Origin of the sequence: Tepidibacillus decaturensis, from assembly GCF_001561915.1 — a bacterium.
GTDB lineage: Bacteria > Bacillota > Bacilli > Tepidibacillales > Tepidibacillaceae > Tepidibacillus_B > Tepidibacillus_B infernus.
In genome coordinates this window covers 570,030-591,446 of sequence record NZ_LSKU01000001.1, presented here as the reverse complement: position 1 = coordinate 591,446, position 21,417 = coordinate 570,030, and the positions used below count along the sequence as shown (strand labels likewise).

Here is a 21,417-nt window from a genome sequence, read left to right as displayed (position 1 = left end):
CTTTTATTCATTACCAAAATCATACACAAGTTTGTAGCTTGTTTCAAATCAAATTCTTTTATTGCTAATCAAATCCTTACAATTTCTTTTTGATATTGTGTAAAACGATCCCATTCCTCCATATAATGGTTCATCATTTTGCTAACATTCTTTCTTCTATATTTTTCTGGTCTTTTATATACACCAAGACTTTCACGAAAAAATTCATTAGGATATAAAGATAATTGATGAATCAATTTTTTCTCCTGATCCCTTAGTTTATGATTCTGTTGGTATTGTTCTTCCATCTGTTGAAATATATTCAAATCCCATTCCCACTCAACCATCGCTCGATTGAATAACTGCCAAACATCTAATATCTGTACTTCATAACCAGCTAAATCAAAATCAATCATCGATGTTTTTTCTCCAATTAAAAAGTTGTGACTAGCTACATCCCTGTGGGCTAACATTCGATTGTCTATTGCTTCTTGCTGCAAGCGATTCATCCATTGGCCATCTAACGTTTCTAGTGCTCTTTCTGCAAAATGAATCATATCAGGCCCTAAGGTTATAATTTGTTGCTCAAAAGGATCTAGATTTGTTTTAAAAAGAAGATTCTGATACAGTTGTTTAAATTCATTCAGGCGATCCATCCATTTTTCTTGGATTGTAGAGCGTTTTTTAGGCTGGGCTTTCGTCTGAATCCATGATCCATGATGATGAAATTCTGCAAGAACATTTAATACTAGAGATAGGTCTTCTAAACAATGATAATCTGCATGTCGACCTTCAACATATTCCATCACCATAAAAGGATGCTCGAATGTGCCAAACCAGGGAATTTGATAACGATTTGCTACAATTTGCGAAAAATGAGCAAACCCTTTTCTTTTTAGTGCTTGAGTCATATCATATAACCAATGAATCAGAATAGCCTGTTTAGGATACGCCTTTATAATCCATGTTCCTTGGTTCGATTCGACTTGCCACAAATGATATAATGATTTGATCTGGGTAGGTTCTATCCCATAGTTATTAATAAGCTCTTGACTTAGCCATTCTTCCATTGTAAAAACCTCCTAATATTCAAGTGAAATAAAATGCTATCCCCTAAAAATTAAGGGATAGCAGGTATGCATTTGTAATTAGTCATCCTGTTTAGAAGAATGGACGAGGTCTCTGAGGAAAAGGAGCCCGATGGCTACCATGAGAGCTACTCCCCATCGAACTGCTGGAGCTTGGGCTTGATGAGCTTGAACTGCTCCCATCCGAGCTAGAACCCATACTTGAACTGCTTTCCATAGAACTGCTAGAGCCATAGCTTGAGCTTCCATCCCATTCATAGGCTGGATACATTCCCATTGGCATTTGTAGACATGGATCCATCATATACGGAATTTGTTCATATGGCATTTGTGGTCTCATCGGCATTCTTCTTGGAATTCTAGGCCTTGGACCCATTTGCCATGGTGATACATAGGGTGACATCGGCATTTGTGGTTGCATTGGCATCGTCGGTAGCATCGGCATCGGCATTTCTGGCATCATCGGCATATAATGGTGGTGATGATGATGTTTGTGTTTTTTATGCTTATGATGAGGTGGCATCATTGGCATGGGCATCATAGGCATTTGTGGTAGTAATTGTGGTGCTGGTGGAGCTGGGGTCTCCGGCTCTGGTATGACCGGTGGTTGTGGAACAGGCATCTTTGGTGTTGGACGCTTCGGTTCCATTGGCATTCCTCCTGTTGGTATCATAATTTTCATCCCAACATCAATGACATCAGGATTTGTAATTTGAGGATTCGCATCGATTAAGGTTTGCAAATCCACATTATGTCTTTGCGCAATTTTCCAAAGAGTATCTCCTTTTTTGACAATATAAATCTTCATTGTCTACCCTCCTTGCTAAATACACTACATCATATGCGCCTATGAGTATTTTGCTAATGATTTGGGCACAAAAAAACTCGCCTTCTTATTAAAGAAGCGAGTTTCATCGTTTATTCCTTTTTTAGGTTTTCTTATCGTTTAGATTGCTGTTTGATGAACTTCTGGATAAACTTGAATGCCATCCTCTTTCACTAACTTTTGGAACTCATTGAGTAAGGCTTTGGTAATTGGACCACGTGAACCATTTCCAATCATACGCCCATCTACTTCAGAAACAGCAATCACTTCTGCTGCTGTTCCCGTTAAAAAGACCTCATCCGCTACAAAAACATCGTGACGAGTGAAAGGCTGTTCCAATACTTCAAATCCCAAACGTCTAGCAATATCCATAATGGCTTGACGGGTAATTCCCTCTAAGGCACCTAAATAGCTTGGTGGGGTATAAAGCTTTCCATTCTTTATAATGAAAATATTATCCCCTGATCCTTCGGCCACATAACCTTCACCATTTAACATTAAAGCCTCACTTACCCCAGCTAAATGAGCTTCTATTTTTACCAATATATTATTTAAATAGTTAAGAGATTTAATCTTGGGATTCAGAGCATCTGGAGTATTTCTTCTTGTCGGTACGGTAATAATTTTTAGACCCTTTTCATGCATTTCCTCATTAAATAATTTAATTTTATCAACAATAATAATCACTTGAGGATGATGGCATGTAAATGGATCTAAACTTAAATTACCTTTTCCTCTTGAAATCACTAAACGAATATAGGCATCCTTAAGGTTATTCTTCCTTACTGTATTTACAACGCTTTCGATCATTTCTTCCTTTGACATTGGAATATCTAGTAGGATCGATTTTGCAGAATCATATAGTCGGTCTATATGTTCCTTTAATCGGAAAACGTTCCCCGAATAGACACGGATTCCTTCAAAGATACCATCACCATACAAAAAACCATGATCAAAAACAGATACTTTTGCCTCTTCTTCCGTTACATACTCCCCATTCATGTAAATATATCGTTTTTCCTCTGAGTTCTCTCCCATTCTCCCCAGATCCCCTTTCCATTTTTTTGAAAATACATGACTGTAATTAACCATCATTATAAAGAGTTAAAGAAATGAAGTCAATATAAAATTTTAAATAATCTGTCGATTAGCCGTAGAGTGGTATACTATTGCCCCTTCTTTTTCAATGGATAATGTTTTAATTTGAAAGTCTATTTGCTCGTCCATAGCTACATTTTTCAAGTAATTTTCCATCGTAGAAATTTGTTGTTCATTGACAAAAAGTAGAATAGTTGGCCCAGCCCCACTTAAAGCAGCACCGTAAATGCCCATCTGTTCCATATCATCCAAAATTCGCTTTAACCCTTTTACCACGTTTTGCCTATATGGCTGATGAATTCGATCGTTCATTGCAGTAGCAAGCTTTTCGATTTGCCCAGTCATTAAAAAAGAGATGAGTAAAGCCGTTTGACCTATATTGTAAGCAGCATCTTTAACTGGAATATGGTTTGGAATTTCTTTTCTCGCCGATTCAGTCGATAATGTATAAGTGGGGATAGCTAACATTAAGCGAAGGTTTTCAGCAAATGGAAAATGTGTGATCATTGCTCTTTTTCCATCAAAGGATGTGGCAACAAATCCACCAAACAATGAAGCACCAACATTATCTGAATGACCCTCTAGTTGGGAAGCAATTTGAAAAAGCTCTTCTTTCGACTTTTTCCTTTCTAATAGTTCATTTGCCGCTAATAATCCTCCAACGATGGCTGAACCACTGCTACCTAATCCTCGTGATAATGGAATTTCACTTTCAACTTCAAGGGAAATTGGAGGCAATTTTTGTTCTTCTAAGTGAAATAAATGCTCCATAACCTGATAAATCAAATTGCTTCGATCCCTTGGTAATGAGGATAAATGATCTCCAATAATCTTGATCGAGGTCTTTGCTGCTGGTTTAAGACGAATGATTAAATACAGTGGCAAAGCAAGCCCCAAGGAGTCAAACCCTGGTCCTAGATTAGCTGTACTTCCAGGAACCTTCACTTCAAACATCTGTGCATTCATATTGCTTAACCTCTCTCTGTTAAAGATTGAATCGCTTGTAGGACGGCATCATAGTTATTCTCAACGATCGTTGGCTTGGTATTTACCGTCTGTACTGCAATGTTCGGATCCTTTAGTCCATGGCCTGTTAAGACGCTTACGACAGTAGATCCTTTAGGCAAATATCCTTCCCTCCACTTTTTAAAGATACCTGCTAAAGAAGCTGCTGAACCTGGCTCGACAAAAACACCTTCTTTTCTAGCAACCAATTGATACGCTTCTAAAATTTCATCATCTGTTACAGAATCGATAACCCCTTGAGATTCTTGAACGGCGTTCATAGCCCCATTCCAGCTTGCTGGACGGCCAATTCGAATGGCTGTTGCAATCGTCTCAGGATGTAAAATCGGTTCCCCCTTGACAAGAGCAGCTGCTCCTTCTGCTTCAAAGCCTAACATTTTTGGTAAAGAAGACATTTTTCCTGCCTCTTTGTATTCTTTAAATCCTTTCCAATAAGCTGTTATATTGCCTGCATTTCCTACAGGAATGGCCAAATAATCTGGTGCAAACCCAAGTTCATCCACAATTTCAAAAGCTGCCGTTTTTTGTCCTTCAATCCGATAGGGGTTCACAGAGTTAACTAGAGTATAGGCTTCTTGTTTGGAAATCTCCCGAACAATATCTAAGGCATCGTCAAAATTCCCTTTAATAGAGATGACCTTTGCACCATATGTGAGGGCTTGCGCTAATTTTCCTAGAGCAATATTAGCGTCTGGAATGACAACAATACTGTCCATTCCGGCACTTGCTGCATAGGCGCTTGCTGCTGCAGATGTATTTCCAGTAGAAGCACAGATGACTGTTTTGTTTCCTTCCTCAAGGGCTTTAGTTACAGCTAAAACCATGCCCCTGTCTTTAAATGATCCAGTTGGATTCATCCCTTCAAATTTTAAAAATAAGCGAATCCCTAACTCTTTAGAAAGCTGTTTTGCTTCAATTAAAGGAGTATTTCCTTCATGAAGAGATAATATAGGTGTCTGTTCATTGATTGGTAAAAATTCTTGATATTTTCTTAATAATGGCTGCCAACTCATGCGATTTCCCCCTCCTCAACTGGATAAACACTACTGATTTGATCAATAATTTCTAATTTTTCCATCAATGCTAAAAATTTATTTAACTGTGCTTTTGATGTTTCATGGGTGATTAAGATTAATTGAGCTTTTTGTTCTTCTGTATCAGGTAACTGGAGAATCTCTTGCAAGCTAATCATGTGTTCAGCCATATGTTGGGTAATCTTTGCAAGAACTCCAATTTGATCAAGAACCCTCAGACGGATAAAGTAACGAGAGGTAATTAAATCGTCGGATTTTAATTGTTTTGGCCGGTACGGAGCAACGACCCCTCTACCATTAACCCCCAAATTCATTTGCTTTATCACAGTGACAAGGTCAGAGACAACGGCTGTAGCGGTGGGAAGTTGACCTGCTCCTGGACCATAAAACATCGTTTCCCCTACCGCTTCCCCATATACATAGATCGCATTGTATACCCCACTTACTTTTGCTAAAGGATGGTGTTTGTTAACCATGGTAGGTTGGATGCTTACTTCAAGAAGATTATCATTTTGTTTGGCAATACCTAGGAGTTTAATTTCGTAACCAAGTTGTTTACCAAATCGAATATCCTCTTCGGTCACTTTAGTGATCCCTTTGACTTCTACATCATGAACATTCACATCCATGTGAAAGGCAAGATTGCTTAAAATCGCCATTTTTCTTGCAGCATCATAACCTTCTACATCAGAGGTAGGATCTGCTTCGGCATAACCCAATTCTTGAGCCTTTACCAAAACTTCATCAAATGGTAGTCCTTCTTCACTCATCTTCGATAAAATATAGTTGGTCGTTCCATTAACGATTCCAACCACCTTAGTAATACGATCGGAGGCAAAGCCTTCAACCAATGCACGAATAATTGGGATTCCCCCTGCAACACTTGCTTCGTAATATAGGTCGCAATGGTGCTCACTTGCCATCGCCAAGAGTTCTGCTCCATGAAGAGCCATTAGGTCTTTATTTGCTGTAACCACATGCTTCCCTTTCTCTAAAGCAAACATCAGATATTCATAGGTAGGATGGATATTCCCCATCACTTCAATAATTACATCAATTTCTGAGTCTTTTAATACTTCCCATGGATCATCTGTCACTAATTGTTTATCGATAGAGATCTCCCTTTTTTTATCCTTATCTTGCACTAAAATCTTTTGAATCGTAATACGATTTCCAGTTTGCTTGATTAAATCCTCTTGATGGCCTTCAATCAGTTTTGCCACACCAGTGCCCACCGTACCTAATCCAAGCAATCCGACTTTAATCTCTTTTTCCCCACTCATCTTTTCTCTCTCCTATCCTCTTCCTAATATTTGTGTTTTGCGTACTCCCGGCATTTTTTTTAAAGTATCTAGTAAATCGGTAACACTTAATTCCATATAGACGGTATCGATTGATAGAATTACATTCGCCGTCTCTTGCAAAGGGATGGTTTGGTTGATCGTTAAAATATTCCCACCAATCTGAGCAATATAGGTTAAAACCTTGGACAAAATTCCTGATTTATGTTCAAGATCCATCGAAATGGTCACGATCTTTTCTTTCATCATTGCATTAAAGGGAAAGACCCCATCTTTGTATTTATAATAGGCACTTCGACTTAAGCCAACTTTTTCTACCGCTTCATACACGGTTTCTACTTCATGACTATCCAGTAACTTTTTTGCTTCAATCGTTTTTAAAATCGCTTCAGGTAAAATGTCTGACCGCACTAAATAATAGATTTCTTCACTTTTTCGTTTACTCATTATTGTCCCCCTGAAATAAACATTTGTTTGTTTATAATAGACATTGTAATCCTTCTTTTCACTTTAAACAAGTAAAATTTTTAAGGGAATAAAAAAAACTTAGGGTTTCCCCTAAGCTGGTCTTCACTAAATGATTCTATTCCTTTAAGTTATTCTACAAATTCAAATTCATAATCAGCAATTCGAACACTATCTCCATTTTCGGCACCTAATCTACGCAATTCATCATCTACACCCATCTTCCTTAAGATTCGAGCAAAGCGCTGAACTGAATCATAGTGATTGAAATCCGTCATTTTAAATAGTTTTTCTATTTTTGCTCCTTCAACTACATAAATTTCATTTTCTTTTCTTACAGTAAAAGTATCTTCTTCCACAGGTTCATCCTTATAGACTTTTCTTTCCTCTTGTTCAATCTCTTCAACAAGCGGTGTTGCTGGTATTTGATCAAGCAGATCAGCAATTCCATATAATAATTCTTGAACTCCTTGTTTTGTTGCAGCTGAGATTGGATAAATGGGATACTGCTCCCCTACATTTTCGCGAAAATGGGCTAAGTTCTCTTCTGCTCCTGGTACATCCATTTTGTTCGCGGCAATAATTTGTGGGCGCTCCATCAGTCTTAAATTATATTGCTCCAATTCCTGATTGATTTTGACCCAATCCTGGTAAGGGTTCCTTCCTTCTGTGCCTGCCATATCAACAACATGGACAATAACTCTGGTTCGTTCAATATGCCTTAAAAATTGATGGCCTAATCCTGCACCTATATGGGCTCCTTCAATCAATCCTGGTAAATCAGCCATTACAAAGCTCCGCCCATCTCCTACATCCACAACACCTAAATTAGGAGAAAGGGTTGTAAAATGGTATGCTGCAATTTTGGGCTTTGCTTTGGAGACAGAAGAAAGTAAAGTAGATTTCCCTACACTCGGGAATCCAGCTAGCCCAACATCAGCCATCACTTTTAATTCTAAAACCAAATAACGTTCTTCACCAGGCTCACCCTTTTCAGCGATATCTGGAGCAGGGTTGGCAGGTGTTGCAAATCTCATATTCCCACGGCCACCACGGCCACCCCTTGCTACGACAACCCTTTGATCATGACGGGTTAAATCTGCAATCACTGCTTGGGTATCATCATCAATAATCACTGTCCCAGGTGGAACTTTGATCACCATGTCTTCTGCATTAGCCCCGTGCTGTGCTTTGCTACGGCCATGTTCCCCTCTTTCCGCTTTGAAATGCTTTTGATAGCGAAAATCTAATAAGGTTCTTAATCCCTCATCAACTTGAAAAACAATATCCCCACCTTTTCCACCATCACCACCAGCGGGACCGCCCATAGGAACATATTTTTCTCGGCGGAAGGCTTTTTGGCCATTGCCGCCATCACCAGCTTTTACATAAATTTTTACTTTATCTACAAACATGATTTACACCTCTAATTCCTTTAAACGGAAAGTGAAGTTCCATGATACATTCATCTTCATTGTATAAATCGATTTCAAATTTTCCACCTTCAGAGTCAATTTGTTTGCCCATGGCTTTTATTTTCTCCATCACGGGGCTAATATTTCCCTCATATTCAAAGATGATAATCATTTTTTTGTCTAAGTTGTTTAGTGAAAGAAATAAGGAATGGTATTCTTCATCCATCTTTGCCCTTTGATCAAAAAGATCAAGAAATCCTTTTAAATGGTGTAAAATCCACTTTCCATCCACATCTTCTTCTTTGATTTCTAACCCTTCATCTAGTTCTAATTCTATATTTAGTTTTGGGTATTCGATCATCATCATATACAAAAAAACGGCTAATTCACTTGGTTCAAAATTTGAAATGATGCTTCGCTTTTTTGCATCTTCAATGACCTTTTGTATGTAGTGAGGAATTTGCTCATATTTTTTTAATGAAACATACCCTAAGATCACTTGAAAATGGTTTAACCAATCATGACGATAAAATTTCATCAGATCTATTATTTTTATATGATAATCATCGCTTCCTTCTTCATTCGTTTGTTGAATCAGATTCTTATCTATCATGTACTCAACTCCACTTTCTAATTCCTATCATCCATATAGTATATCAAAGGTTATGGTTTTGGCAAAAAAAATTCCCAGCCTATTGACTGGGAATCGCTTTAATCTAATCAGATTTAAATCAAACTCTTAAGCTTCAGCAGCTACAGGATAAACACTTACTTTTTTACGGTCACGTCCAAGACGTTCAAATTTCACAACGCCTTCTACTTTAGCAAACAAAGTGTCATCGCCACCGATACCCACATTTACACCTGGATAAATTTTAGTACCACGTTGGCGAACTAAAATGCTACCAGCAGAAACGTGTTGTCCGTCAGCACGTTTTACACCAAGACGTTTTGCAATACTATCACGACCGTTTTTAGTACTACCTACTCCCTTTTTAGAAGCAAAGAGTTGTAAGTTCATTTTTAACATAATGTCCACCTCCTGTTAGGATGTTTGTATATTGACTCGTATATAGCGACCATATTCTTTTTCAATCATTAACAACGATTCAACAAGTGCTTTCATCAGCAACTGTAATCGATCATCTGTTATAGGGTCATCCATTTGCGGGACGTTCCAAAATAAATAACCACCCTGTTTAGGATTTTCCTCTGGCTTTAAGTCTATTCCTAGTAAAATTTCTACAGAATTGACTGCTCCTAAAGCCAAAGCTGAAACCGCTGAACAGACGATATCTTGACCAAGCTTGCCAAAATTAGCGTGCCCGTGAATAGTAACTTGTAAAATCCGTTGTTCATCGCTCGATTTTATTACTTTAACTTGAATCATCGTTTTAATTAAGCATTGATTTTTTCAATAACTACTTTAGTAAATGGTTGACGATGTCCTTGTTTTTTATGGTAGTTCTTCTTCGCCTTGTACTTAAAGACGATAATTTTTTTACCTCTACCGTGTTTTTCTACTTTACCTGTTACTTTTGCACCTGCAACTGTTGGGTTACCTACGACTATACCATTGTCTTTGGAAACAACTAAAACTTGATCAAATTCAACAGTTTCCCCTTCATTTGCTGACAATTTCTCAATGTAAATGACATCGCCTTCTTGAACCTTGTACTGTTTACCACCTGTTTTAATAATTGCATACATGAATGCTGAACCTCCTCTTTTTAGGGACTCGCCAAAATTAGGTGCAACAAGATGCTTTAACCCATTTTGTGCGGTACTCGTGTATTTAACACATACTTTAAGAATAGTAACATAATTGAAGGGAAGTGTCAACAAATCCAATCAAAATCTCTTAATATGGAACTAATCCACCTTGTGATGGATCTCGAATTGGTGAAGATGAAAAGCTGGATTTCCTTTCACTTGAACCTTCATTCCTAGTTGTTTTTCTAAACGATGTAGGTTCTCTCCATTTATCCCAATTAAATAAGATGTGACATAGGGATGAGCCTCAACTAGCAGACTTTGAATAGTCGTGTAATCTTGGTAGGTTACAAGCTCCTTCTCGATCTTCCGACTCATTTCCTCTTCTGAAATCACTTTACCTATTCCATCACACATGGGGCAAGTCCTTAATAAAGTACTCTCCAAATTTTGGCGTACTTTTTTCCTCGTCATTTCAACTAGACCTAGCTGAGTATAACCTAAGATATTGGATTTAGTTCGATCCTTCTTCATTTCTTCTTGTAAGATATGAAGCGTTTTTTCTCTATGTTCTTCCTGTACCATATCAATAAAATCAATAATAATAATCCCGCCAATGTCCCTTAATCTTAACTGACGAGCAATTTCTACCGCTGCTTCCATATTTGTTTTAAGGACGGTTTCTTCCAAATTAGTGTGGCCGATATATTTACCAGTATTCACATCGATTGAAGTGAGTGCCTCTGTCCTGTCAATGATCAAATATCCTCCACTTTTTAACCATACTTTTCTTTTCATCGCTTTTTCGATCTCAGCTGTGATATGAAAAGCATCGAATACCGATTCTTTTTCTGTATATAAATAAAGACGTTCTGTTAATTCGGGTGCGGAATATTGAATCATCTCACGTATTTTACGATATTGGAAGCCATCGTCGATCATGAATTGAACGACATCCTCAGATAATAAATCTCTAACTAAACGGGGGACTAAATCCAAATCTTTATATAATAACATTGGTGAATGGCTCTTCCAACTTTGTTCTAATACTTTTGTCCAAATCATTCGTAAAAATTGAAAATCTCTTTTTAGCTGTTCTTCGCTAGCCCCTTCAGCTACTGTACGAATAATCATTCCATCATTAGCTTGCTTCAAAGATTCTCCAATCGTTTTTAATCGATTTCGTTCTTCTTCACTCTCTATTTTTCTTGATACGCCAATATAATCCCCGTCTGGAATGTAAACAAGATATCTTCCAGGGATAGAAATATGACTTGTCACCCTTGGCCCTTTATTGCCAAAGGATTCTTTTTTGACCTGTACGAGCACTTCCTGCCCTACTTGCAAAACTTCTTTTATTGTTGGTAGCACTTTCTTTCCTCGCTCTTCTTGCTTTTTGGAAGGGACAGCATCATCCACATACAAAAAAGCATTTCGGTCAAGGCCAATATCGACAAAAGCAGCCTGCATTCCTGGCAACACGTTAACTACCTTTCCTAGGTAGATATTTCCAGCTAGTTGTTCATCATCAAGTTTTTGAACATAAAATTCCACAAGTCGTTCATCTTCTAGTATGGCTGCTCTTGAATCATGCTGTGTCACATGGACAATGATCTTTCTCATCGTTTCCCTTCCTTCCCGTCCAAATTCTATTTAATTTATTTTATCATATCCTGATAGTCAGAGTATATGATGAATGGGTTGATACAATTCTTTTCCCTGATAAATGGTTTGTAGTACTTTTTCTTCGGGGAGTACACGAATCACCTCACCATTATTGGATAATAGATAAAAAAGATGATAACGTTGTTTTCTTAATAAACGTAAAGCCTGCATCACAGTAGTGTCTTGATGGACGATAATAGGAATAGCAGCTACATTTCTCATTGGTTCCATTTGTACCTTCATCAAGAGAAATTGCCAAAAATGATAAGGTAATTGCTTTGCATCCATCCAATTGATGTAGATAAAAAAGATCGCTAGAAAAAGACCATTGATATTCATTTTCTCACTAAATCCAAACCCACTTCCCCAAATAAGAAAAATCACGGATAAAAAAAGACTTAAAAAAATGGAGGTATGGATCGCTTTTCTAAATGACAAAAAGATGTAAAAAAAGATCTTCATAAGTTTGCCCCCATCAAGGGGAGAAATAGGTAAAAGATTAAATAAACCAATCCAAGTATTTGCTTGAATAAAAAAAGTGGTCCAATCATTTGACCACAAATGTAATCTCTCAAAAACGATCGCGACCAAAATCATCATTAGATTTTGAAATGGCCCTGCAATCGCTACAATAAACTCTTGCCAGAGTGAATCTGTTGCTTGTTCTACTTTGGCTACTCCACCAAAGGGCAATAGCTGAATCTCCGTTACTTTCCAGTCATAACTTCTTGCTGCAAAGACATGTCCAAGTTCATGAATAATCACAATTCCAAATAGGGTAATGATTTCTAAAAACTGCCCTGTAAGAATTGCCCCTACAATCACAAGCCAAAAAAAAGGATTAATAGCGATTTTGGTTTCAGATAGGATGTTAATCAAACGGTATCACACCCAAAGGATTGATGTATTTGTCTTGGTTTTTCATAGCAAAAAACAAGATTCGTTCTGTTCTTCCAACCATTTGACCTGCTTCAATCCAATCATTTGTAGTTACTTCAATTTTGCTAAGTCTTCCATAAATACTTTCAATTCCATTGGTATGACGAATTATGATGGTCTGTCCTAGCTTTTGGTCTTCCCCTACAAATTTAACTAATCCTCTGTCTACCGCAACAACGGTTTCAGCTGAATTGGTTTGGATCAGGATTCCCTGATCTGCTCCTTTTACATCAATAGGTGGAGTGTTGATAGGGGACCCAAAAACTTGAGTCTCGGATGATTTTTCTTTGATGGCGAAGGTAGGTAAAATCGCTGGGTTCCCTGCAAATGTTTCGTGATACCAACGATTCACACCAGCAAAATTATATTCCTTTGTTAAAGCCTCTTTTGTAAAGTTTTGGATCATTTGAGCAACAGGATGGTTTGATTGAAATACAAAATAAAGGGCGGTAATTAGCACCAGCGATAAAAAAATCCTAAATACAGACTTAAAATGATCTTTATTCTCTACTTGGGTTGAATAGGGATAGGTTTTCTTTTTGGTTGGAAATGGGATACGACTAGGTTTTTGCGGCCCCCTCACACTTCTCATCCTTTCGGCTTGTCTTATTTAAAAGTAAAGAAAGTGTAACTTTCTTCCTCTCATCATTGGAGGTTTGTATATTCCAAAAACAGCGATCGTAGGACGACTAGCAGCTTTAGCTGTGTAGCGTCACTTGTACACTTTGTGTACTTTGGGAATGTATTTCTCACCTTTTTTTCTGTCATAGAAATATACGGACAACGGAGCGCGTTGGAATATACAAACTTAATAAAAGATATGACAAGCCAAAGGAATATATACCTTATTCAAACATTAATGTTTTTCTTCTCATCCCTATATTTAAAATAATTCCTAATGAAATAAAATTGGCCAATAAAGAACTTCCCCCATAACTAATAAAAGGTAACGGAATCCCTGTAATCGGCATTAAACTAATGGTCATGCCCACATTCTCATAGATGGTAAAGACCCACATGCCGACCATTCCAGCAGCTACATAAGTACCAAAGCGGTCTTTTGATTCCATCCCAATCCGAACAATACGATAAATCAAGAGAAAAAAGAGTAAGATCAATAAACTAGCCCCTATAAAGCCATGCTCCTCTGCAATCACAGAAAAGATGAAGTCTGTATGGGCCTCAGGTACCCAGTTATTCTTCCCCTGTTTTCCCTGATATAAGCCAACTCCTTTTAACATTCCTGAGCCAACAGCGATTAGCGACTGGATCACTTGATATCCACTGCCTACTGGATCCTTACTAGGATCTAAAAAGGAAGTTAATCGAAGCCACTGGTATTTAGCGATGATTTTGAAGAAGATTTTTTCCTGAAAATAATAAAGATACGTTAAGAATGCAATCCCTGTTGCTCCTATACTACCTAAGATGGCAAAATGTTTGATTTTTACTCCGTAGACTAACATCATACTAACCATGATCGTAATAAAGACTAATCCAGTCCCTAAGTCAGGTTGTAAAAGAATTAAAAGGAGAGGAGCACCAATGATCAAAAAAATAGGATAAAGATCAATAAATCGATTAAAAGGCCGTTCTTCTCGTTTATGAAGGTACCTTGCTAGGGTGATAATCGTAAAAATTTTCATCGGCTCTGACGGCTGAAATTTTATCCCAGCAATTTCGTACCACCCCGTAATACCTTTTGTTTCGTCTGCAAAAAATAATAGCCCTAGTAATAGAACCATTCCAATTCCATATAGAAAGTACGCGTATTGGCTTAATAGTTCATAATCAATCAACAAGACCATGATCAAGACAAAGAAACCTAACACAAACCAAATCAATTGTTTTGTTGCAAAAGAACTATCTGGTTTTGCACTAGAAATCCCAAAATAACTAAATACACCTAAGCCAATAACGATCATAATGATCCAATAATCAATATATTTGAGATATTTTTTTGAAAAATCCATCCTTGAAGCCTCCCTAAAAGAAAGCTCGGCCTATGCCAAGCACACTACTATTATAACCTACAAAGCACACCGAAAAAATAGCAGGAACCCTTAAAAGGCCTGCTATTTCATGCCAAGTAATTTTTTCATTTTATAAAATAATCCTTGTTTTTCCTCTAGATTGATTAAAGGAACAGTTTCCCCTAAAATCCGACGGGCAATATTACGATAAGCGATTCCTGCAAAGGTCTCGGGATTTAAGGCAATCGGCTCACCATGATTAGAAGATTTAATCACATGCTCATCATCTGGAACAATGCCCAATAGATCTATAGCTAAAATGGAAACAATCTCTTCCACATCTAGCATGTCTCCCTTTTTCATCATGTGAGGACGTATCCGATTGATCACTAATTTGGGAGAGCTAATATGACGTTCAGCCTCCAATAAGCCAATCACTCGATCTGCGTCACGGACTGATGCTGTTTCAGGCGTTGCAACAACAACAGCATGATCTGCACCTGCCACTGCGTTTTTAAACCCTTGTTCAATTCCCGCTGGACAATCGATTAGAATATAATCAAAGTCTTTCTTTAATTCATTCACGATCTCTTTCATCTGTTCTGGATAAATAGCATTTTTATCTTTGGTTTGTGCTGCTGGTAATAGAAAGAGGTGATCAAATCGTTTATCTTTGATAAGGGCCTGCTGTAATCGACAGGAACCATCAATCACATCAACCAAATCGTAGATAATTCGATGTTCCAGTCCCATCACTACATCTAAATTCCTTAAACCGATATCTGTATCGACCAAGCATACTTTTTTTCCAGATAAAGCAAGGGCCGTTCCAATATTAGCGGTTGTTGTGGTTTTACCAACTCCACCTTTTCCAGAAGTAATGACGATTGCTTCTCCCATTTTAACCCCTCCCCTAAATCACCGAATTCATAATCTTTTTAAACTTAGTAAAATACTGTATTGGATCGATGACAACCTGATCATCTTTTACATAAGCATATTCTTGGATTGCATGTTTTTCCCATTGATCAGGAGATCGACTCACCACATCAGCAATTCGTAATTGTGTTGGTTTCATCACGGATGCTGCAATAACCGCATCTTTATTCCCCCCAAAACCAGCATGCGCCAACCCACGTAACGAACCAAGGATATAAATATCCCCAGTCGCTATTATATTCCCGCCAGGATTTACATCACCGACAAAAAGTACATTTCCCTCAAATCGATATACCTGTCCTGAACGTATCGTCCCTGAGATCAATTGAACCTGATCTTCCGGTTGTTTTTTTAATTCATCTTCTTCGCTTTCAAAAGAATGGATATATAAATTCCCCTGAATTTTTACTACATCCTTGATCAATTCCTTTTGAAAGGGTGTCAACTTTCGATTTCCTGTTTTTACTGTGACTCTCATGATTGGACCTGTTAAAATCGCTTGATGGCTATGTTCTAATTTTTCCTTTATTTCTTCAATGACATCGTCAAATAAACAATCATCATTTAAAAGGAACATTAGGCCATCTTTGGTCCCTTTGATGATTACATTTTGTTTCATAGTCATCGCCAAAGATCACCTCGTTCTTTTACAATTCGCCAAGTTATTGATTATTCCTGCTTAAGATTCGATCCATTTTTATAGATTTCTAAATAGGCCTTTACGATCTCTCTCGCAATCGGCCCTGCAGTTGAGCCACCATAACCACCATGAGGGACAATAATGGCAAAAGCAATTTCTGGATCCTCATATGGTGCATATCCAATCAATACAGCATTATCTTCTTTTCTTCGATCCGAGGACTGAGCCGTACCCGTTTTTGCAGCAACTCTTATAGGGAGATTTCCTAAGCTGCTATAAGCTGTTCCTCCTGGCTGGGTTACCAAAAGCATTCCTTCTTGTACGGTTTTTAAATTTTCGGGTGATATTTCTACTTTATTTAACACCTTAGGTTCTCGTTTAAATAATATTTTTCCGCTTGTTCCTGATGGGGTTCCTTCTTCAATCGCTTGCACGAGGTAAGGTTGCATACGGTAACCCCCATTAGCAATTGTACTTACATATTGAGCTAATTGTAATGGCGTAAAAGTGTCATTCTGCCCAATCGATTGTTGAACATAGTTGCTATTTGGGAAAGTAGTTCTTTTTTCTTTTCCATTCACTTTGATTGTTTTAGAACTCGTTGCAATCATTCCTGGTAGTTCTTCAGGAAGGTCAATCCCTGTATTTACACTCCCTAGGCCAAACATTTGATCATAATACCGCATCTTTTCCATGGTTTTTGAAAGACCATATTTTGCTCTCATTCTCATGACGACTTCAGTCATAAAAATATTACTTGATTTTTGTAAAGCAGTTTGAGGATTTAAGTTGCCGTAGGCGTGACCTTGCGCATTTCTCATATAGATTGGATTACCCAATGGATCCTTATCATATTGAATTCTACCATTGTCAAAAATATACGTATTTGGAGTAATCACGCCTTCTTGTAATCCCATAAGAACTGTTAATGGCTTCATGGTAGAACCCATTGGAAAACGACCGCGTATAGCCGTATTTGCCTCATAAGGCATAATTTTTTCTTTATAAAGTTCAGTGGAAATTGAGCCATTATACCAATTGGGATCAAACCGGGGATAGTTTCCCATTGCCAAAATAGCTCCCGTTTTCGGGTTCATCACCACAGCCGTAGCAATTTCGACATCTTTTGCCGGTTTTATAGGCCTATTTTTAATTTCATTGACTTGTTTTTCTAATGCCTTTTCTACTTCATCTTGAAACCTTTTATCAATACTTAAAATGAGGTTATTACCCGGAACAGGGTTCGTAAACGATTTTTGCTCCACTGTTTCATAATTACTGTTAACTTCAACAACATATTCCCCATCTTTTCCATGCAAGACTTCCTCATATTGCTTTTCTAATCCATATCGCCCAATGCGATCGTTTAATTTATAACCTAAGGCAAGGTAGTAGTCCAATTCAGAACTAGGAATATTACGGGTATATCCTAAGACATGACCCATAAAATCCCCATTGATATAATTGCGCATCTGGTCTGGAATCACTTCAATTCCAGGTAATTCCGACTTATGTTCTTCAATAAAAGCTCTGGTTTTTTCATCAATATCTACGCGAATCGTTCTAGGAATATATTTTGAAGCCCTAAAAAAAGGACCCACATCCATATCATTTAAAATCGTTTCTTTTAATTTTTGCTTGTCTTCATCAGGCTTAACAAGAATATCTGCTAAATAGGCTGCAATTTGTTCGTAATCTTGTTTTTGGTTTTCATTGATTTGGAACGTAATCGTCCAAACTGTTTTGTTATTCACAAGCACCTCATGGTTCGCATCCATAATCAATCCACGCGGTGCAGTAAAAGGAATCTCTTTAACTCGATTTGTATCAGCTAAAGCTTTATATTTAGCCCCTTCTACTAATTGCACAAAAGATAGGCGGAAGATAATGACAGCAAACAAAAGAAACACAATAAAAAATAAGATATTGATCCGTATTAAAGAAATGGGTTTCTTTTCTTTGGTTTTTTTCTTCATTGTCATCACCTCACTCTATACTAGCCATCTTTTCTTTTTTCTTGTATAAGTCTGAAATATGGTTTATACACCAATATAGCAAAAGCAACATTCACAACAACAGATGGGATCATTAAGTGTAACATTGACCATTCTATAGATATATCAATCAGATGAAATAGACGTAACATTCCATATAGATAGAGTTCAAAAAGGAGCTGGCTAAAAAGTTGAAACAAAACATAGATTGATAAAGAAGGATGAAAATATTGAATTAACCATCCACTAAAATAACCAATAGCAGCCATTCCAATCGTATAGACCCCAATTACATTTCCATAGACAATGTCTTGAAGAAATCCAAAAAAAAGTCCTACATACAAGCCATAAGTTTTACCTTTAAAAATTGAGATGAAAATGATTGTGGCTAGAACAAAACGAGGAACAATCCCATATGAAGAACCATATCGATCAGCGGTCAGGAATTGGAAAATTGTACCTTCAAAAAGGAAAAGAAGAAAAAGTAAACCATTGATCCAACCTTTCCCCATTACTTTACCTCCTTCGATGGTGTCTCTTCAGATTCTTGTACTGTTCCACTGTTAATCGATTGAACATTGGTTTTCATCACAATATATACTTCATTTATATGGTACAGATCTGCTGCAGGTTGAACATATGCTGTTTTGGTTAAACCTCCATTTTCTCCTTCTTCTACCCTAACCACTTTTCCGATCACTATCCCTGAAGGAAATACGCCACCTAAATTTGAGGTAGTAACCAATTGTCCAGGCTCGATCACAGCATCGAGGTCAATTTTTTTTATTTGCAATTCATTTCTCTTTTTGTCATAACCCTCAACCACACCATATGTCATAGGTTCACTTTGAATAGCAGCAAAGATAAAGCCACCATCTGTGCTACTAGAGACCAATTGGACGGTAGAAGAAAAACTAGACACACTATATACTTTCCCAATCAAACCTTGGGTCGTAATAACTGCCATATCTTTTTTGATCCCATCGTTTGAACCTTGATCTATGATAAGCATATTATTCCAGCGGTCAGGAGATCTGGCAATAACCTGTCCTACTTTAAGTTGGTACTGGTTGACTGCCTTCTCCTTGTAATCTAGCATTTCTTTTAATCGTTTATTTTCGTCTCGCAGCTGATTTAATTCTGCAACGACTTGTGAATATTGATGTAATATCTTTTTAAGTGACTTATTTTCTTTGTAAGTCAAGGTGTAATTGTTGATATCTTCAAAGAAACCCGCTATTTTGCTAGCGGGTTTATATAAAATACCTTGGGTTAGCGAGATAGTATCTTTTAAAAATTTCTCTGGCCATGTTAATTCACGATGATTAAGCGTTAGTCCCATTACGATGACCAAAATAATTAAACTAAACAAAATAATAATCAGATGCTTATTACTAAATAACTTAGAAAACAATCCAAACACCTACTCGTTCTCTATTTGTTCGGTCAAACCTTACCCCTATTTACTTTTCTTTGATCGTTTTCCTTTATCCTTGTCTTTAAATAAATGCATATGTTCTAAAGATTTTCCTGTACCAATGGCCACACAATCTAATGGATTATCCGCGACAACAACTGGCATACCTGTTTCATCACTAAGTAAACGATCTAGATTTCGTAATAAAGCCCCGCCACCAGTTAGTACGATCCCTCGATCCATAATATCTGCTGCTAATTCAGGTGGGGTCTTCTCCAATGTAATCTTTACAGCTTCGATAATGTTATCTACTGTATCAGTTAAGGCTTCAGCAATTTCCTTGGAAGTCACAGTAATTGTTTTTGGCAAACCTGTGATGAGGTCACGTCCTCTGATTTCCATCTGTTCATCCTTAATCGGTGCAATCGCTGCTCCAATATCGGTCTTTAATTGTTCTGCCGTTCTTTCCCCAATCATTAAACTATACACTTTTTTGATATATTGAGTAATGGCTTCATCCATTTCGTCCCCACCCACACGGATAGAACGACTACTTACAATTCCACCTAGAGAGATAACCGCTACTTCAGTTGTTCCACCACCAATATCTACAACCATACTACCTGTTGGCTCCCAAACAGGTAAATCTGCACCAATAGCAGCTGCTAAAGGTTCCTCAATCACTTCAGCTTCTTTAGCACCAGCTAGTTTTGCAGCATCAATGACTGCTCTTTTTTCCACTTCTGTAATACCAGATGGAACACAGACCATGATATATGGTTTTCTTGGGATCAAACCACGATTTTTTACTGCTTGGCTAATAAAGTAGCTGATCATTCTTGCTGTTGTTTCAAAATCAGCGATTACCCCATCCTTCATTGGGCGTCTTGCCACGATACTTCCAGGTGTTCTCCCAATCATTTGTTTGGCTGCATTACCTACCGCTCTAATCTCTTTCGTTTCATTATTAATGGCTACTACAGAAGGTTCTCTTACAACTATTCCTTTTCCTTTAACATACACTAATGTATTTGCTGTTCCTAAATCTATACCGATGTAACGTCCACTAAACATAATAAAAAGTCTCCCTTCGCCCTATACAAATGATGTCATAAAAGTTTACCAATTAATTTAAAATTATACTTCAATAAAGAAATAAATCCATCACCATTTTTAGGTAAAAAATCCTTTATCTTTTAACGATGTATATCGTCCATCACCAATTACAAGATGATCTAACAGATCAATCCCCAAAATCTCACCTGCTTGTGCTAAACGCTTTGTCACATCAATGTCTTCACGACTAGGTGTTGGATCACCACTTGGATGGTTATGTGCAACAATTATCGCCGAAACACTTTTCTTAATTGCCGGTTTAAATACTTCACGAGGATGAACAATCGAAGAATTTAATGTTCCAATGGTGATTACCTCTTTTGCCAAGATTTGATTCTTGGTATCTAACAATAAAGCAACAAATTGTTCTTGTTTAAGATATCTCATATCTTCCATTAAATAATCAGCAACATCCTTTGGGGAACGAATTGTCACTTTATCTTGAGGAGAATGTTTTGCTATTCTTTTACCCAACTCAATCGCTGCTTTTAATTGCACAGCTTTAGCCGGACCTATCCCTCTAATTTTAGTAAGTTCCTCTATAGTAACGTCTAATAGGTTCTGTAATGTTTCCATTTCTGATAAAATTTTTTGGGCAAGTTGAAAAACAGATTCATTACTACTCCCCGTTCGCAACAGGATCGCTAACAATTCAACATTACTTAAACTGTCAGCACCATAATAGATCATTCGTTCCCGCGGACGTTCATCTACAGGAATGTCCTTAACCATTATTTGTTTCATCTGTTCCATGTGAGTTCCTCCAAACATCACATCCGAAGCGTTAGA

23 protein-coding genes are annotated in these 21,417 nt (G+C 37.4%); all 23 read right to left on the bottom strand.

The window, feature by feature from the left end; all coding sequences use genetic code 11:
- Positions 1-68: 68 nt before the first annotated feature.
- The gene (locus tag U473_RS02795) at positions 69-1,049 is read right to left on the bottom strand and encodes a phosphotransferase (protein ID WP_068723141.1); all 981 of its coding nucleotides are present in this window, start codon (positions 1,047-1,049) and stop codon (positions 69-71) included.
- Between the two features lie 91 nt (positions 1,050-1,140).
- Positions 1,141-1,875, bottom strand: coding sequence for a LysM peptidoglycan-binding domain-containing protein (locus U473_RS02790; protein ID WP_068723139.1), 735 nt, complete (start codon positions 1,873-1,875; stop codon positions 1,141-1,143).
- A gap of 138 nt (positions 1,876-2,013) precedes the next feature.
- Positions 2,014-2,931: a branched-chain-amino-acid transaminase gene (gene ilvE / locus U473_RS02785; RefSeq protein ID WP_068723136.1), complete on the bottom strand. Its 918-nt coding sequence runs from the start codon at positions 2,929-2,931 to the stop codon at positions 2,014-2,016.
- Positions 2,932-3,024: 93 nt separating this feature from the next.
- Positions 3,025-3,957 (bottom strand): homoserine kinase, encoded by a 933-nt coding sequence (gene thrB, locus U473_RS02780; protein WP_068723134.1) that lies wholly within the window; start codon positions 3,955-3,957, stop codon positions 3,025-3,027.
- A gap of 5 nt (positions 3,958-3,962) precedes the next feature.
- Positions 3,963-5,030, bottom strand: coding sequence for a threonine synthase (gene thrC, locus U473_RS02775; RefSeq protein ID WP_068723132.1), 1,068 nt, complete (start codon positions 5,028-5,030; stop codon positions 3,963-3,965).
- Positions 5,027-6,334 carry a homoserine dehydrogenase gene (locus U473_RS02770; protein WP_068723130.1) on the bottom strand — a complete coding sequence of 436 codons (1,308 nt, stop codon included), beginning with the start codon at positions 6,332-6,334 and terminating at the stop codon, positions 5,027-5,029. The genes thrC and U473_RS02770 overlap by 4 nt, the downstream gene beginning before the upstream one ends.
- A gap of 12 nt (positions 6,335-6,346) precedes the next feature.
- A complete protein-coding gene (locus U473_RS02765) occupies positions 6,347-6,799 on the bottom strand; it encodes an ACT domain-containing protein (RefSeq protein ID WP_068723128.1) in 453 nt (150 codons plus the stop codon).
- Between the two features lie 149 nt (positions 6,800-6,948).
- A complete protein-coding gene (gene obgE / locus U473_RS02760; protein ID WP_068723126.1) occupies positions 6,949-8,232 on the bottom strand; it encodes a GTPase ObgE in 1,284 nt (427 codons plus the stop codon).
- Positions 8,219-8,845 (bottom strand): Spo0B domain-containing protein, encoded by a 627-nt coding sequence (locus U473_RS02755; RefSeq protein ID WP_068723124.1) that lies wholly within the window; start codon positions 8,843-8,845, stop codon positions 8,219-8,221. The genes obgE and U473_RS02755 overlap by 14 nt, the downstream gene beginning before the upstream one ends.
- Before the next feature lie 126 nt (positions 8,846-8,971).
- Positions 8,972-9,262 carry a 50S ribosomal protein L27 gene (rpmA, locus tag U473_RS02750; protein WP_068723122.1) on the bottom strand — a complete coding sequence of 97 codons (291 nt, stop codon included), beginning with the start codon at positions 9,260-9,262 and terminating at the stop codon, positions 8,972-8,974.
- Positions 9,263-9,277: 15 nt separating this feature from the next.
- Positions 9,278-9,622: a ribosomal-processing cysteine protease Prp gene (locus tag U473_RS02745; RefSeq protein WP_068723120.1), complete on the bottom strand. Its 345-nt coding sequence runs from the start codon at positions 9,620-9,622 to the stop codon at positions 9,278-9,280.
- A gap of 8 nt (positions 9,623-9,630) precedes the next feature.
- Positions 9,631-9,942: a 50S ribosomal protein L21 gene (gene rplU, locus U473_RS02740; protein ID WP_068723117.1), complete on the bottom strand. Its 312-nt coding sequence runs from the start codon at positions 9,940-9,942 to the stop codon at positions 9,631-9,633.
- A gap of 162 nt (positions 9,943-10,104) precedes the next feature.
- Positions 10,105-11,568, bottom strand: a complete 1,464-nt coding sequence (locus U473_RS02735) for an Rne/Rng family ribonuclease (protein WP_068723109.1) — start codon at positions 11,566-11,568, stop codon at positions 10,105-10,107.
- A 57-nt stretch (positions 11,569-11,625) separates the two neighbouring features.
- The gene (locus U473_RS02730; RefSeq protein ID WP_082732338.1) at positions 11,626-12,489 is read right to left on the bottom strand and encodes a site-2 protease family protein; all 864 of its coding nucleotides are present in this window, start codon (positions 12,487-12,489) and stop codon (positions 11,626-11,628) included.
- Complete coding sequence (locus tag U473_RS02725; RefSeq protein ID WP_068723107.1) at positions 12,482-13,132, bottom strand: M23 family metallopeptidase; 651 nt, start codon at positions 13,130-13,132, stop codon at positions 12,482-12,484. The genes U473_RS02730 and U473_RS02725 overlap by 8 nt, the downstream gene beginning before the upstream one ends.
- 262 nt (positions 13,133-13,394) lie before the next feature.
- Entirely contained in the window at positions 13,395-14,522 is a 1,128-nt protein-coding gene (gene rodA / locus U473_RS02720; protein WP_068723105.1) for a rod shape-determining protein RodA, read from the bottom strand.
- A 102-nt stretch (positions 14,523-14,624) separates the two neighbouring features.
- Positions 14,625-15,422, bottom strand: coding sequence for a septum site-determining protein MinD (gene minD / locus U473_RS02715; protein WP_068723096.1), 798 nt, complete (start codon positions 15,420-15,422; stop codon positions 14,625-14,627).
- A 13-nt stretch (positions 15,423-15,435) separates the two neighbouring features.
- Entirely contained in the window at positions 15,436-16,086 is a 651-nt protein-coding gene (gene minC, locus U473_RS02710) for a septum site-determining protein MinC (protein ID WP_068723094.1), read from the bottom strand.
- 44 nt (positions 16,087-16,130) lie between these two features.
- Positions 16,131-18,077, bottom strand: coding sequence for a penicillin-binding protein 2 (gene mrdA / locus U473_RS02705; protein WP_068723093.1), 1,947 nt, complete (start codon positions 18,075-18,077; stop codon positions 16,131-16,133).
- Between the two features lie 20 nt (positions 18,078-18,097).
- A complete protein-coding gene (gene mreD, locus U473_RS02700) occupies positions 18,098-18,607 on the bottom strand; it encodes a rod shape-determining protein MreD (protein ID WP_068723090.1) in 510 nt (169 codons plus the stop codon).
- Positions 18,607-19,509, bottom strand: a complete 903-nt coding sequence (mreC, locus tag U473_RS02695; protein WP_068727401.1) for a rod shape-determining protein MreC — start codon at positions 19,507-19,509, stop codon at positions 18,607-18,609. The genes mreD and mreC overlap by 1 nt, the downstream gene beginning before the upstream one ends.
- 45 nt (positions 19,510-19,554) lie before the next feature.
- The gene (locus U473_RS02690) at positions 19,555-20,586 is read right to left on the bottom strand and encodes a rod shape-determining protein (RefSeq protein WP_068723088.1); all 1,032 of its coding nucleotides are present in this window, start codon (positions 20,584-20,586) and stop codon (positions 19,555-19,557) included.
- Positions 20,587-20,685: 99 nt separating this feature from the next.
- Entirely contained in the window at positions 20,686-21,381 is a 696-nt protein-coding gene (radC, locus tag U473_RS02685) for a RadC family protein (RefSeq protein WP_082732334.1), read from the bottom strand.
- Positions 21,382-21,417 lie beyond the last annotated feature (36 nt).